Origin of the sequence: Empedobacter sp. UBA7248 (assembly GCF_002472945.1) — a bacterium.
Classification (GTDB): Bacteria; Bacteroidota; Bacteroidia; order Flavobacteriales; family Weeksellaceae; genus Empedobacter; species Empedobacter falsenii_C.
Window position 1 is genome coordinate 106127 of record NZ_DKSU01000016.1, and the last position, 15349, is coordinate 121475.

Here is a 15349-nt window from a genome sequence, read left to right on the forward strand (position 1 = left end):
ATTATATTGAAATTATTTTTAAATGAAATAAAAAAATCCTTCTGTCAAAAAAGACTTTAATTAGTTTTATGGTCCTTTTTGATTAAAATTAATCTCAAATTTTTAATAGGTGATATCTCGTTTATCGTAACAAAACCTCTCTTACCTCAACACTTCCTCCTGCAATTAGTATAGGATTTGTTTTTGCTATTTTCTTAGCAGATTCTAAGTCTTCGACTTCTATAACTAAAAATCCAGTTAAGAAATGATCTACTTCCTTAAAAGGTCCTTCTTTTATAGAACCATCAGCAAATATTGTACATGCCATTGGTTCTATGGGAGGCATAGTTCCTCCTAAATATTTTACTATTCCTTTTTCTTGAATATCATCTAACCATTTTTTACGGTCAGCGACTTCTTTTGGATCTGAGAAAGCTCCTGGATCCATATTTGTGTTTACTCTTAATAATAGGACAAAGTTTTTCATAGTTATTTGGTTGGTTTATGGTTAAAACTTTTAGATAGAGTTACTAATCTTATCGTTTCTTTAAAATTTTGTTTTTATTATTTCTTAATTGTTTGTTTGATAAACAATTTCCTATGTAGGTTGACAAAAAATTCTAGAAGAATAAATTATCAATTACCTACATAGTTTTGTTTTAATTTAAGCTGTGAACTCAATAAGATTTGTTATGTCCAAATACATTGTATCCTTTAAGTTAGTGTAGGTTAATCCACTTTTTATTGCAAATCTTATATCTGTAAAATTTAAACACCGCCTGCATTACCTCCATATTGATTTGGTTGTGCAGAAGTTGCAAATTCTTCCATCTTATAAATTAAACCATTAGAAATTGTATAAACTTGTACCCAAGAATTCTTGAGATGAGTTCCGTCTTCTTTAGAAATAAAATGTTCATTTCCTAGAATGACAACTGTATTATCTTGTTCTACGAATTGATTAGCTTTAAAAAACACAACATCTAAAGCATTTATATTAAATTCGAAGAACATACGTGCTCCTTCTTTTCCTTGAAATTTGGCTGCAGGCATCACTTGAGTTCCATGATAAATAAGAATAGCATCATCAGAAAAAGTACTTACTACTGCATCTACATCTTTTGTGTTGAATGCTTCTAGCATTTGATCAACAATTTGTCTGGTTTGAGTTGGCATATAACTATTTATATAATTATCAATAAATATTTGCACCAAAAATATATATTAAAGATTTAATAATTATCATGACTTCCCAATAGAGAAGTTGATATACAAAATGGTATTTTGATATCAAAATATCATTATATTTGAATTAAAATTTAAAATATGGTAAAATATGACGCGCCTAAATTTTGTAGGTACAGAACAAACGCAGTTAAAGACAGTATGACGCTATTAACTGGTAAATGGAAAATACATATTATTGGAACATTGCTATATGGTGGAAAGTTATGCTATACAGATTTACAAAATGAAATAACAGGAATAGGATCAAAAATGTTATCTAAAGAATTACAGGATTTAGAACTTAATCAGTTAGTTACTCGTACTGTTCTAAATACAAAACCTATTACAGTTGAGTATAATTTAACTGAGTTAGGAAGAACATTAGAACCTACTATTGATGCAATAGCACAATGGGGAATAGATTACAGGGAAATACTATTTGGAAATAAAGTAGACCCTAACTCTTAAGTAAGAGCTGTAAACTTTCTACTAACCTTTTTTTTATTTTCTTTATTATACTTAATATCTAATAACTTTTTGTTTTATACACAATTATGTTAATTTCTCTCTCAACTTAGAAAATTTACATAAAACAATCCTTTTGTATTTTTTGTTACACTTCATTTTAAATTAAAAGGCGAAATTGCATCAAAATCAAATACAATGAACGACAATAAAAAAACTCATTGGGAACATATATACGATGTAAAAACTCCAGAAGAAGTGAGTTGGACACAAGAAAAGCCTGAAACTTCTTTAAATTTTATTCATTCTTTTGGAACTGATAAAACAGCTAAAATTATCGATATTGGAGGTGGAGATAGTAAATTGGTTGATTTCTTATTAGAAGAGGGATACGAAAATATTTCGGTTTTGGATATTTCTGCAAATGCGTTGGAAAGAGCAAAAAATCGTTTAGGAAATAAGGCAGAAAAAGTAACGTGGATTGTTGCTGACATCACCGAATTTGAACCTATAGAACAATACGATATTTGGCACGATAGAGCAGTTTTTCATTTCTTGACCGAAGAAAATGATATCAAAAAATACCAAAATTTGGTCGCGAAAGCTGTAAAAGAAAAAATGGTTATTGGAACTTTTTCCACAAACGGACCATTAAAATGTAGTGGTTTAGAAATTAAACAAAATGATGAAACTTCTTTAACTTCTACTTTTGAAACTAATTTTGAAAAAATAGAATGTTTTACAATTGATCATAAAACGCCGTTTGAAACAATACAAAATTTTATTTTTTGTAGTTTCAATAAAAAATAAAATGCGTTAGGGATAGCAGTGAAAATCCTTTTTTGTAAACGCTGTGTCAACAAAAAAGATTGTCACGAATAGCCCGCTCGAACGCTAAAAATATAAAAATCATCTCCTTAATTAGGGAGATGATTTTCTTTTTTTAAAACTTTATTGAATTCAATATTTCCTTTTTTGATATCATCTAAAATCCATTTCAATTCAGCATCCGTACGTTTAATTTTATCTTGCAAATTAGGTTGAATAAGTTGATTTGGATAAACTCCATGTGCCTGTTCATCTCGCTTTTCAGTAGGAGAAAGATAAACTGTACCAACCGAAATTTTGAGTTTGGAATTGGGTAACGTAAATTTTGGCATCAATCCAGCAACCGTTCCATTAAAATCTCCTCCCGTTTCTTCACCTACAAAAAATGCTCTATTTTTTAGTTGAAGATTAGCCGAAATCAGCGCCGAAGCAGAGTAAGAACCACCGTTTATGATCACATACAAATTGTGATGATACACAAGTTCTTTATCTACTTTAACATGGGAAAAAGGTATATGCAATTCGTATTCATTTTTAGCATTTTTGGACGTCGAAAAATAAGTATACCCCGAACCTAACCAAAGCAACGGATAGGAATAAGCGGGAAAAAGATTGTACAGCGACTTACCAAAAGAGGTTTTGTTCGCGACGATTTTTTCACCTAAAAATGCCTTGGAATCATCGACCAAATAAGCGTATAAATAGTGCGAATCTTTTAGATAACCACCACCATTGTTGCGAAGATCGAGAACTAAATTTTGAACTTTATGATTCTTGATATCCGTAAAAACTTCTTTATAAAGTTCACGTATTTTTCCTTTTCTGAAATCAGTTACTTTTAACACCGCAATCGTGCTGTCGTTCGTAGGAAAAGTCAAATCTTTGGAATAAGTTTTGGAACTTTTAGAATAACCGTATTTCTTTTGTTTTATCCTAACTTTTCGCTCAACTTCTTTTTGCTCTTTTGTAATTTTTGGGGTTTCTGTAGCCTTATCATTTTTGGGTTTAGGATAGGTACGAAATGTTTTTTTTCGGATGATTGAATTTCCCATTTTAAAAGTTAACTCAACCGAATCTTTAATTCCATTTTCTAAAGTAAAATAATTGAGAAAAGTTCGGTTAAACACATTATCCGAAAAAGTTTGATTCTCACCATCACCATATATACTTTTCTTATATTTATCGTATAAATACTTTGTAGAAACACTATCTATATAAAACAAAGCCGAACCTTGATTAATTGGATTGATTTTACTGTAATCTGTCACTAAAAAAACTGAATCATTTTGCCAAAAAAAACTATAATCACTAAACGCTGATTTTGACTCTTTGTACTTCTTTGTCCGTTTTTTATCTAATCGTTTGAATAACGGATAGATATCTGTATGACCATGTTTTAAACTTTCGAAAATCGGAAAAAACTTGACATAAAAATCATTTGGTTTCAGAGGTTGATGAATTGTTTTTTTTAAGCTATCAAACTTATAATCAATTTGTTCTTGAGAAGTGTATAAATCTAATTTTGGATGATATCTTTTTAGTTTTTTATAAACAAAATCTACATCTTTTTTCAATTTATTTGCAGGAATCTCTTTATCAATATGTGCATTGTATTTCTCTACAGAAACACAGCTGCATATCAACAAAAATGACAAATAAATTAGAGTAGATTTTAATTGCATTGAGGATAATTAAATGAATAATAAGTTACAATATTATTTTACTTCTTGATAAAATTCTTCGATAAAATTTTCCATATATTGATGACGTTTTAAAGCGATTTCTTTTGCTGTTTTGGTATTCATCAACTCTTTTAATTTGAATAATTTATCGTAAAAATGTTGCACACTCGATGCGTCTTTGGAATTATCATAAGGATTATACAAAATATTACCAACACTTCCGCCATATGCAAAACAACGCGCAATACCAACCGCTCCAATCGCATCTAAACGATCAGCATCTTGCACAATCTCCGCCTCGATAGTTGTTGGTTTATTTCCTTTACTAAATGAAACTTGCGAAACTATTTCCAATACTTTCTGAATAGATGTTTCTTCTACATAAATTGATTCTAAAAATTCTCTAATTAATTCCTCCGATTTATCAACTCCATTATGTAATTTATAATCACCAATATCGTGTGTCCAAGCAGCTAATTCGACCAAAAAAGAATCTGCATTCTCCGTTTCCAAAATCTTCTTCGCATTTGTTACCACACGTTCTATATGAAAATAATCGTGTCCAGTTCCTTCATCTAAAAACGTTTTTTTGATATATGCTTGTGTCTGAGTAAGTATTTCTTGTTTATTCATTTTTTGATAATCTATTTCACGCTAAAATAAAAAACTTCAATAACAATGTTATTGAAGTTTTAAGTTAATAGAAAAAAATATGATTTTATTGTTTTACGATTTTTTTAGAAACCGATTGTTTATCTGTTTTAATATTAAGAATGTAAACACCTGTTGGTAAATTCGAAACATTAATTTGCTTCTTATCCGAAGACGAAACTTTTTTTCCAGTCATATCAAAAATATCTACAACTATCATTTTTTCATTCGTCTGTACATTTACAATATCTTTTGTAACTGTTGGATAAACTGAAATAGAATTTAATTTATCTAGTTCACTTGTGTCCAAATTTGCTGGATTACCACCTGTAATGAGTAATGTATATTTTTGATCTGAAGCTACTTTGTTCTCATTAACTAAAGTTCCTTTATTCGAAACAACTATTTTATACTTTCTTCCAACAACTGGAGATTTTATTGAAATTTGTTCAACATTATCTACTAAATTATCTCCTTTTATTGCTGCTCCAGTAGGATTTGATAAATCTAATTTCCAAGGCATAAACACTTCATTAGTTTGAGTATCAATAACTCTTAGATCAAAATCATTTACAATCTCTGAAGTTTTATCATTTATTGCTCCATCATTAGTAGTAGCAGGAGTACCAGCAGGATCAATCCAGGTTAGTGTTACCTTTAATTCATTATCTGTATTAGATGTTGCTATAATTTCTTTATTGTAATCTACACCAGATTTTTTATCATTTCTTTCTAATATACTTCCTGTTTTATTATGTATATCTACTACAGTTTCTGCAGCTTTTTTAGCATCTAACATACCCCAACCAAACCAATTATCAGGACCTTCGAAATCACCAGCTTCCATTGTTGTATGTAATAATAAAGCTTTTATTTCGTCTGCATAAAAATAATACTGATTATCTCCACTTAATAATCTTTTTAATTGTGTTATCGCTCCTATCGCACCTGTCACTTTTGGTGCAGAATATGAAGTCCCACTACCCATTGTAAATCTTGTTACCGAAGTTGAATCAGTCGCAATAGCTGTCGGTGCAATTACATTTGTTCCTACTGCAACTAAATCTGGTTTTATAGCTCCATCTTTTCTTGGCCCAACACTACTATAACTAGATCTTATTATTTCATTTTTAGATGTGATTCTGTTATTTGAAGTATTTGGTACATTTACAGCTCCTACTACAATAATATTTTTAGCCAAAGATCCTGTACCTATGCAATATGCTCCTGATTTACAATTTATATCGGGCATAATATCTTTTGCATCAAAAGCTTGATAAGCTCCACTTCCCCATCTATATTTAGGAACAGTATCATTCGCGGCTGGTCCATCTCCATAATAATTACCCGCTGATTTAATTATTGTAAATTTAGGATCCGCATAAACTATTTTATCATAATTTTCATCATTAGTTAAATAAGTTCCGAAAAAAGTATCACTTGATTTCGTAAATATCGTTGTATTAACTGGATAATACCAACCTTTTCCCAAACTACCATTAGCATCATATGACCATCCATAATTAACTCCATAAGAATGGTTCGATATATAATAATTATAATTTAATATTTTACTAAAAATATTTCCATTCGTTGTAGTAGAAAAACCTGCTGATTTTATCTTTGCATTTGGTAATACTCCTTTTGCAGCTTGATTAAAAGTAACTTTAGAACCATCTGTATAAGTAAATGTAACATTATAATAACCTCCTGCAGCAATAAAACCAGCTACTGACGTTGCATGTGTAGACATTGCAAGAACTTTATTCTCTAGATCAGAAACCCTTGTAAGTCCTGTAGAAGATTTATCTCCAAACTCTTTATGAGGAGCAAAGGTTGCGCCTCCATCAAAGATAGCAATATCCATATTGTCACCATTTAACGCGAACCCTCCTACTTGACCACTTTGTAAATAATCAATATTAGAAGCATTGTTTGCTCTATAATCATCCGTTTGATAAAACACTGCAGAATAATCTGTAATTTCAGCTAAGTTTGAGATGTTAAATGAATGATTAGAATGACTCTTACTTAATCTTTGTTTAAACTTATTTGTCTTAACTTCATTTTGTTCTTTAAAAAAAGTAGATAATTCTTTTTTAGATTGCGCATACGTATTAATATATGCTAAAGACAGTAATCCTGTAAAAAGTAGTTTTATATTCATATTTGTTGTTATTTTTTCTTATTAGTCGTTTCATTATATATTGGTGCTGTATCAAAGATGTCTGTAATAGTTGATTTATTTTTAGTTGAATCTCCTTTTATATTTAGACTATCATATTTTTTTTCCAATTTCTTTTGTTGTTCATCAAAATATTTTGACAACTCTTTCTTAGACATATTTAATGTATCTTTAGTTACCAAATTTGAAGACTTACTAACCTCTCTGTTCTTACATTGTGAAAAAAAAACGATCACAACCAAGATGGCTAGACTTTTAATAAATAGATTCATACTCATATCAATTATAAAAATATCTTACTAAAATAATAAAAGTCATCAATATACAAAACAATGTGTTTTTAATAAAAATATTGTATATTTGCACCTCAAATTTGTAAAACGGGACGAGTTCCCAAAATAATTAGTTATACTATGGCTACAAGAATTAGATTACAAAGACATGGTCGTAAAGGAAAACCATTCTTTCACATCGTAGTTGCTGACTCAAGAGCAAAACGTGACGGTCGTTTCATCGAAAAATTAGGTACTTACAACCCAATTACTAACCCTGCAACTGTAGAATTAAATGTTGATTCTGCTGTAAAATGGTTACAAACTGGTGCTGAGCCTACAAATACTGCTAAAGCTTTATTATCTTACAAAGGTGCTTTTATGAAAAAACACTTATTAGGTGGTGTTGCTAAAGGTGCGTTTTCTCAAGAAGAAGCTGACAAACGTTTCGACGCTTGGTTAGAAGCTAAAGGTGAAAAAGTTCAAGCTAAAAAAGACGGTTTAACTTCAGGTGCTGCTGCTGCTAAAGCTGCTGCCTTAGAAGCTGAAAAAGCTGTTAATGAAGCTCGTGTAAAAGCTGCTCAGGAAGCTGAAGCTGCTGCACAAGTTGAAGAAACTCCTGCTGAAGAAGCAGAAGGTACAACTGAAGAAGTTGCTACAGAAGAATAATTTTTAAGTTCAGAGACGTTCCAAATGACAAAAAATGATTGCTACTATTTAGGTAAAGTTACAAAGAGACATGGTTTCAAAGGTAATTTAATCATTCACTTGGATACAGACGAACCAGAATTATACGATACTTTGGAAGCAGTGTTCATCGAGCAAGATGGTACACTGGTTCCATTTTTTTTCGAAACTTCTCAGCCTTATCAAGGCACAAAATTATTAGTAAAGTTTGAAGATGTTGAAGACGAAGATGTCGACAAATTAATCAATCGCGAACTTTATTTACCTCTAAAATCATTACCAGAACTTTCTGGAACAGATTTTTATTATCACGAAATAGTTGGTTTCACTATTTATGATCAAACAAATACAGAAGTTGGTACAATAAAATCTGTAAATGATTCTGCAGCGCAAGCTTATTTCGAAGTAGATGCGAATGGAAAAGAAATCTTAATTCCGATGATTGACGAATGGATTCTTGAAGTTAATCGCGAAGAAAAAGCAATGCTTATCCAAATTCCTGACGGATTATTAGAAATTTATTTGGGATAACTTATCCATTATAAATCACTTATTTACTTCTATTTTTTGATTGAATTTTTCTAATTGTAAAATCCGAAATTTTCGACATTATATTTATTGTCAATTTCGTACCTTTGCAAACTCAATCGTAATTAAAAAATGGAAGAAGAAAAAAAATCATTGAATTTTATTGAGCAAATCATTGAAGATGATTTAGCCAACGGGATGCCAAAAGAAAATTTACGTTTTCGTTTCCCACCAGAACCAAATGGTTATTTGCATATCGGGCATGCAAAAGCAATCTGCTTAAACTTCGGTTTAGGACAGCGTTACAACGCGCCTGTAAACTTACGTTTTGATGACACTAATCCTGACAAAGAAGAGCAAGAATTCGTAGATTCTATCCGCGAAGATGTGAAATGGTTAGGTTTCGAGTGGGCAGAAGAACGCTATGCTTCTGATTATTTCCAGCAGCTTTACGATTGGGCTGTTCAATTAATTAAAGAAGGAAAAGCGTACATCGACGACCAATCTTCGGAAGTGATTAATGAACAACGTAAAACACCTTTTGAACCAGGAATCGAGTCTCCTTATAGAAATCGTTCTGTTGAAGAAAATTTAGATCTTTTCGAACGAATGAAAGCGGGAGAATTTGAAGAAGGTACACATGTTTTACGCGCAAAAATTGACATGACTTCTCCTAATATGAACATGCGCGACCCTGTTATGTATCGTATTTTGAAACGTCCTCATCACCGTACTGGAGATACATGGAAAATGTACCCAATGTACGATTGGACGCATGGAGAATCTGATTATATCGAAGGAATTTCTCACTCATTGTGTTCGTTAGAATTCAAAAATCACCGTGATTTATATGAATGGTATGCGAATAATGTTGAGTTGCCAAATCAACCTCAAAAACCAAAACAACGCGAATTTGCTCGTGGTAATGTTTCGTACATGATTACAAGTAAACGTAAGTTGATGAAATTGGTTCAAGAAGGAGTTGTAACAGGTTGGGACGATCCACGTATGCCTACAATTTCAGGTTTGCGTCGTCGCGGTTATACGCCAGAATCTATCAAGAATTTCTGGAATACAGCCGGTGTTGCAAAACGTGATAACGTCTTAGATATTTCATTATTAGAATTTTCTGTTCGTGATCATTTAAATAAAATTGCGCCACGTGTTTTTGCTGTGATTGATCCAGTAAAAGTGATTATCGAGAATTATCCAGAAGGACAAGTGGAGGAATTAGAAATTGAGAATAACCCAGAAGATGAAACTGCTGGAACTCGTATCGTTCCTTTTACTCGTGAAATCTATATTGAACGTGAAGATTTTATGGAAGAAGCGCCTAAAAAATTCTTCCGTTTATCTTTAGGAAATGAAGTTCGTTTGAAAGGTGCATATTTCATTAAAGCTGAAAGAGTAGAAAAAGATGCTGAAGGGAATATCACAACAATTTATGCAACTTACGATCCTGAAACGAAATCTGGAAGCGGAACTGAAGCTTCTAAACGTAAAGTAAAAGGTACATTACATTGGGTTTCTGCAACAGAGAATATTCCAATCGAAGTGCGCGAATATGATCGTTTATTTACAGTTGAATCGCCAGATGCAGAGAAAGATGTTGACTTTTTACAATTTGTCAATCCAAATTCTTTAACTGTAAAAGAAGGTTTTGCTGAGCCTGCTTTGAAAGAAGCTAAAGTCGAGGATAAATTCCAATTTCAACGCATTGGATATTTTGCTTTAGACCGTGATTCTTCTACAGAAAAATTAATTTTCAATAGAACTGTTACGCTTAAAGATACTTGGGCAAAAGTGAATAAATAAAAAATCTATTTTATTAAATATCAAGCTCGAACAAATTTGTTCGAGCTTTTTTTATTATATTTAATCTAAATTTTTAACATGAAAAATAAAATCACTTATATCATATTTACCATTTTTATTGCTTTATCAAGTTGTCAATCCACAAAAGCTACAACAGAAAAAAAGTCGAATGATTCTACTGACAAAATCGAAAGAACGCAAGAACCAACACTTATAGGGAGATGGAAATTGGTAAAACTTTCAGGAGGAATCGTAGGACGTGAACAACTACCTCCTGCAGATCGTGTTACAGTTGTAGAATTTACACCTACTGAGATGATTACAATTATCAATGGTAAGGAAACAAATCGAGTAACTTATAATATAGCAAAAGGGAAAAGTATTCACAAAACAGGGCTTGTTCCAATGATTTACACCAATGGAAATACTTCGATGGGAAAGAGTTTTGAGGTTAAACAAAATACACTTGGAATTAGCGACGAATTTCACGATGGTTTTTATTATACTTATGTAAAAATTGCGAGCGACGATGACGGATTACTTAGAGAATAAAAATTCGATAAAAAACTGGAATGAAGATGATCGTCCACGCGAAAAATTAGCTTTAAAAGGACGTTCGTCGCTTTCTGATGCCGAATTGTTAGCGATTATTATGGGAAGCGGAAATCGCGAAGAATCCGCTGTAGAGTTGGCAAAACGAATCTTAAACTCTGCTAATAATAATTGGAATGAATTAGCTAAATATTCAATTGTAGATTTATGCAAATTCAAAGGAGTTGGAGAAGCAAAAGCAATTTCGATAATCACTGCAATGGAAATTGGAAGAAGAAGAAATTCGCAAGAGGTTCTGGAACGTGACAAAATTACTTCGAGCAAGGATGCTGCGATCATTTTACAACAACAAATTGGCGATTTACCAAACGAAGAATTTTGGGTGATGTTTCTCAATCAAGGAAATCGAATTATAAAAACCGAGCAAATTTCGCGAGGTGGAATTAATCAAACCGCCGTCGATATTCGAGTAATTTTTAAACGCGCCTTGGAATTAATGGCAACAGGAATGATACTTTCCCACAACCATCCTTCTGGAAATCTTACTCCAAGTCAGTCTGATATACATATTACTCGAAAAATTAAAGAAGGTGCTACTCTTTTAGATATTCAAGTTTTAGATCACATTATTGTTTCTCAAAAAGATTTTTATTCGTTTGCGGATGATGGTCTAATTTGATATCTTTAAGCCTTATTGAAAAATATTTTGAGTCAAGAAATTATCATATTTACAGAAAAAATTACAAATAGAATTGAATATATTTTCGATTTTATTTTTCATGATTTTTTTGGAATTGACTACAAAACGACTACAGATTTTGATGAGTTTTCACAATCAATTTTACCAAAAATCAACTTTTCGAATCAATTTTTAGAAAATGAAATCAACTATAAAGTTGATGATATTTTATTAGAAACAACTATTCGAAAAGATGTTGATTATTCAATTTTAAATGAATTTGGTAAATGTTTTTATTGGCTTTCTCGTTATGAAGAATACATTGCAAAACCAGGACAATTTGATCAACACAATCGTTTTTTAGGTTCGGATTTAGATTATTCGAAACCAATTGTAGATGAAATTTGTATTGAAATTCAAAAAAAGATAAAGTCTAAATTTCCTAAAATATCTTTTAAACAGAGAGTTTTCAAACAAATTAATACTCACGATGTTGATTATTCTTGGAAATATCTTTATCATTCACCTAAAGTAAAATTTGGTTCACTTTTTAAGAAAATTATTAAAGGAAATTTCTCAGAAACAAAACAGCAAATCAAGGTTTTGAATCAGAAAGAAAAAGATCCTTATGATACATTTGATTATTTGAAAGATTTAGCTGAAAAACATCAAATTGAAACAATTTTCTTTTGGTTATTGGGCGATTATTCTACTTTCGATAAAAATCATCATTGGAAAAATAATACTCAAAAAGATTTAATAAATAACATTTCAACTTGGGCAAAAATTGGAATCCACCCTTCTTATCAATCTAATTTCGAAGGAAATAAATTAACAATTGAAATTAATCGATTAGAAAAAATCATCAATCAACCGATAAAAAAATCACGTCAACATTTCATTAAATTGAGCATTCCTCACACTTATCAACAATTGTTAATAAATGAAATTTTAGAAGATTACACCATGGGATTTCCACATCAATTAGGCTTTAGAGCTGGAACTTCTACTCCATTCAAATGGTTTGACTTATCAACAAATCAACAAACATTGTTAACAATATATCCTTTTGTCACAATGGATGTTACATTGAAAAATTATTTAAAATTAACACCGCAACAGGCTTTAGAAGAAATAAAAAAATTAAAACAAACAATTAAAGCCACAAACGGAACGTTTATAACATTATTCCACCAATCAAACTTGAACGAAGATTGGGTTGAATGGCGAAAAGTTTACGAAAGTATTTTTGAATGATAAAAAGAGTTTCTCGAAAAAAATTAGATGTTAACAAATACACCGAATGTCTTAACAAATCGGTGAATTATCGCATTTATGCAGAAGTTTTTTATTTGGATGCTTTAGTTGATAACAATTGGGATTGTTACGTTTTAAACGATTATGAAGCCATAATGCCATTGCCTTTTGTTAAGAAATTTGGGTTTAAGTTCATTGTTCAGCCAATTTATTGTCAACAATTAGGTGTTTTTCATCAAGAAAATTTTTCAAAAGAAACTTTCTTACTTTTTGAGAAAAAACTGCATCGAAATTTAGTTAGAGCTTATGCTTTTAATGAAGAAAATACAGAGATGTTTGAGCCGAAGGGACAGAAAAAGGTCAACTATATTTTGGATTTAAATCAAGATTATGAAAATTTATTTTCAATTTATAGTAGAAACCGAAGAAATGAAATTCGGAAAGTAGGAAAATTTAATTATAAAATTGAAAATGTTACTCAATTAAATCGATTTTTCGAATTAAACTCATCATATGAATATTTAATTACAAACAATTTAATAAATTATTCGCAAGAAAAAATTCAAAGTTTATTTAATCAAAAAATTATTAATATTTATGAAATTTTTGATCAAGAAGAAAATTTACTTGGTTGTCAACTAATCATGATTTCTAAAAATCGAGTTTATAACTTTGCTTTTGCAAGAAATAAGAATTCAAAAAGTAATTTTGGATCAGCTTACATAATAGATTACATTATCAAAACCTTTTCTAATTCAGAATTAGCATTTGATTTCGAAGGTTCTATGGTTCCTTCTATAGCTAAATTTATGCAAGGTTTTGGCGCTATAGAAAAACATTATACAAACTATTCTAATTTAGACTTTTTGACAAAGAAAAATTAATTCACGATAGCCATTTCCAACAGAAAGTTTCTTTGCTAAATTATGATCAATTTTATTTCGATAATCTATTTTTTTGATTAGCATATTTTCACGTTTTAATCTTTCTTGAAAATCCTGTCCATGCAATCGCAATAAATCTTTTTCTCCATAATTTTTTAATCTTTCTTCTTCTGTCTTAAATTCAGAATTTTCAAACGTATTATTTATTGGATGAATAGGAGTTTGAATCAATGCTTTTCCTCTTTTTTTTAGAACTCGAAACAATTCATCAATTGCTTTTTTTTCATCAGGAATATGCCCTAAAACATGACAACAAATTACATAATCAAATGTGTTGTCAGGATAATTTATTGAAGTAATATCCATTTCTTCATCAGCAAGATTGATATTAATGTCAGCATTGATATAGCCTAAATTATCGGTCTGTTTAAAAATATTTTTCAATGCGTCTTCCGGAGCAATATGCAATAATTTATTAGGTTTAGCTAATAAATCTGTTTCATTTTTTATAAACTCTAACAAAACTCTTGTCCTTTCTAATGAACCACAATTTGGACATTCAGCATTTTCTCGGTTATCTATACCATTAGATTTATCTAAAAACTTAGAAAAAGATTGTTCGCAACAATTGCAATAAAAATTATTTCCTTTCAGAAATAATCCATTCAATTTCTTCAAATTTTTTCTATTATTAATTCTTATCTTTTCGGAAAATAATTTTTTATAAAATGTTTTAATTGCATTCATTACTTACAAACGTTAAGACTGCTATTTTATGATATTAAATTTATTCAAAAAAAATATATTTCCTTTTTACCACACAGTTTCAGATAAACGATTAGTTCATATTGATCAATTATATCCATTAAAATCAATTGATCAATTTCAGCGTGAATTAGATTTTTTTCAGAAAAATTATGTCAATATTTCTATGATTGAATTAATTGATTTATACAAAAAAAATGGTTTTATTCCTCAAGAAAATTACTTTCATCTTAGTTTTGACGATGGTTTGAAAGAATGTTACTCCTTAATTGTTCCAATATTAAAAGAACGAAATTTAGATGCAACTTTTTTTATCAATCCAAATTTTATTGACAATCAAGAAATTTTTTATCGATATAAAGTTGCTTTCATTTTAGAAAACATTACAGACAACAACTTTAAAAAAGAACTTTTAAATTATTCTATTCATGATCTTAAAAAAATTGATGAATTAATTTTAAAACAAGAAATAAAACTAAATGATTTTGAAATTTATTTGAATGAAAATGAAATAAAAGCATTAATTAATCAAGGATATACAATAGGTGCACATTCGATGAATCATCCTTATTATCGCGATATTTCTTTCGAACAACAACTTTTAGAAACGAACGAAAGCTTAGATTTTATCCAACAAAAGTTTAATTTAGATTATCGAGTTTTTTCTTTTCCTTTTACAGATGACGGAGTTTCTAAAAACTTTTTTAATACTATAAAATCAAATCTTACATTTGGTACGGCAGGAATAAAAGATGATGAAGTTTCAACAAATATTCAGCGACTTCCGATGGATAATTGTATTACTGATCCTGCAATTTTTATCAAAAAAAATCGTTATAAATTTTATATTCAAAAGTTACTACAAAAGCATATTGTATCTCATTAATACAAAA

Annotated in this window: 17 protein-coding genes; 10 read left to right on the forward strand and 7 right to left on the reverse strand. The window is 30.0% G+C overall.

Going from position 1 to position 15349, the window contains the following annotated elements; translation table 11 throughout:
* Positions 1-121: 121 nt before the first annotated feature.
* Positions 122-466: a YciI family protein gene (locus B4A23_RS15065; RefSeq protein ID WP_180905327.1), complete on the reverse strand. Its 345-nt coding sequence runs from the start codon at positions 464-466 to the stop codon at positions 122-124.
* 281 nt (positions 467-747) lie between these two features.
* On the reverse strand, positions 748-1155 hold the full coding sequence (locus tag B4A23_RS15070; RefSeq protein ID WP_291121142.1) for a nuclear transport factor 2 family protein: 408 nt from the start codon (positions 1153-1155) through the stop codon (positions 748-750).
* Between the two features lie 150 nt (positions 1156-1305).
* On the opposite strand from B4A23_RS15070, the gene B4A23_RS15075 reads away from it, so the two are divergent.
* Both B4A23_RS15075 and B4A23_RS15080 read left to right on the forward strand, forming a co-directional pair.
* Complete coding sequence (locus B4A23_RS15075) at positions 1306-1674, forward strand: winged helix-turn-helix transcriptional regulator (RefSeq protein WP_244957978.1); 369 nt, start codon at positions 1306-1308, stop codon at positions 1672-1674.
* 195 nt (positions 1675-1869) lie between these two features.
* Complete coding sequence (locus B4A23_RS15080) at positions 1870-2481, forward strand: class I SAM-dependent methyltransferase (protein ID WP_291121144.1); 612 nt, start codon at positions 1870-1872, stop codon at positions 2479-2481.
* Positions 2482-2588: 107 nt separating this feature from the next.
* Here B4A23_RS15080 and B4A23_RS15085 read toward each other — a convergent pair whose 3' ends face one another.
* The 4 genes from B4A23_RS15085 to B4A23_RS15100 all read right to left on the reverse strand — a co-directional run bounded on the left by B4A23_RS15085 (position 2589) and on the right by B4A23_RS15100 (position 7175).
* Entirely contained in the window at positions 2589-4181 is a 1593-nt protein-coding gene (locus B4A23_RS15085) for a S41 family peptidase (protein WP_291121146.1), read from the reverse strand.
* Positions 4182-4214: 33 nt separating this feature from the next.
* Positions 4215-4814, reverse strand: coding sequence for an HD domain-containing protein (locus B4A23_RS15090; RefSeq protein WP_291121148.1), 600 nt, complete (start codon positions 4812-4814; stop codon positions 4215-4217).
* Positions 4815-4899: 85 nt separating this feature from the next.
* Complete coding sequence (locus B4A23_RS15095; protein ID WP_291121149.1) at positions 4900-6999, reverse strand: S8/S53 family peptidase; 2100 nt, start codon at positions 6997-6999, stop codon at positions 4900-4902.
* A gap of 8 nt (positions 7000-7007) precedes the next feature.
* On the reverse strand, positions 7008-7175 hold the full coding sequence (locus B4A23_RS15100; protein WP_291121150.1) for a hypothetical protein: 168 nt from the start codon (positions 7173-7175) through the stop codon (positions 7008-7010).
* Positions 7176-7430: 255 nt separating this feature from the next.
* Between B4A23_RS15100 and B4A23_RS15105 the strand changes: the two genes are divergently transcribed.
* The 7 genes from B4A23_RS15105 (at position 7431) to B4A23_RS15135 (ending at position 13691) form a co-directional block, all read left to right on the forward strand.
* Positions 7431-7958 (forward strand): 30S ribosomal protein S16, encoded by a 528-nt coding sequence (locus B4A23_RS15105; RefSeq protein WP_180905332.1) that lies wholly within the window; start codon positions 7431-7433, stop codon positions 7956-7958.
* Positions 7959-7982: 24 nt separating this feature from the next.
* The gene (gene rimM / locus B4A23_RS15110; RefSeq protein ID WP_125349534.1) at positions 7983-8507 is read left to right on the forward strand and encodes a ribosome maturation factor RimM; all 525 of its coding nucleotides are present in this window, start codon (positions 7983-7985) and stop codon (positions 8505-8507) included.
* A 129-nt stretch (positions 8508-8636) separates the two neighbouring features.
* Positions 8637-10319 carry a glutamine--tRNA ligase/YqeY domain fusion protein gene (locus B4A23_RS15115; RefSeq protein ID WP_286487116.1) on the forward strand — a complete coding sequence of 561 codons (1683 nt, stop codon included), beginning with the start codon at positions 8637-8639 and terminating at the stop codon, positions 10317-10319.
* Positions 10320-10397: 78 nt separating this feature from the next.
* Positions 10398-10871: a hypothetical protein gene (locus B4A23_RS15120; RefSeq protein WP_291121153.1), complete on the forward strand. Its 474-nt coding sequence runs from the start codon at positions 10398-10400 to the stop codon at positions 10869-10871.
* Complete coding sequence (radC, locus tag B4A23_RS15125; protein WP_286512688.1) at positions 10849-11550, forward strand: RadC family protein; 702 nt, start codon at positions 10849-10851, stop codon at positions 11548-11550. Before B4A23_RS15120 ends, radC begins: the two co-directional genes overlap by 23 nt.
* A gap of 27 nt (positions 11551-11577) precedes the next feature.
* Positions 11578-12807, forward strand: a complete 1230-nt coding sequence (locus B4A23_RS15130) for a polysaccharide deacetylase family protein (RefSeq protein WP_291121154.1) — start codon at positions 11578-11580, stop codon at positions 12805-12807.
* Positions 12804-13691, forward strand: a complete 888-nt coding sequence (locus B4A23_RS15135) for a hypothetical protein (RefSeq protein ID WP_291121156.1) — start codon at positions 12804-12806, stop codon at positions 13689-13691. Before B4A23_RS15130 ends, B4A23_RS15135 begins: the two co-directional genes overlap by 4 nt.
* Here the strand turns inward: B4A23_RS15135 and B4A23_RS15140 are convergent.
* The gene (locus B4A23_RS15140; RefSeq protein WP_291121158.1) at positions 13665-14438 is read right to left on the reverse strand and encodes a class I SAM-dependent methyltransferase; all 774 of its coding nucleotides are present in this window, start codon (positions 14436-14438) and stop codon (positions 13665-13667) included. The two genes, B4A23_RS15135 and B4A23_RS15140, sit on opposite strands and share 27 nt — an antisense overlap.
* Before the next feature lie 28 nt (positions 14439-14466).
* On the opposite strand from B4A23_RS15140, the gene B4A23_RS15145 reads away from it, so the two are divergent.
* The gene (locus B4A23_RS15145; protein ID WP_291121160.1) at positions 14467-15342 is read left to right on the forward strand and encodes a polysaccharide deacetylase family protein; all 876 of its coding nucleotides are present in this window, start codon (positions 14467-14469) and stop codon (positions 15340-15342) included.
* Positions 15343-15349 lie beyond the last annotated feature (7 nt).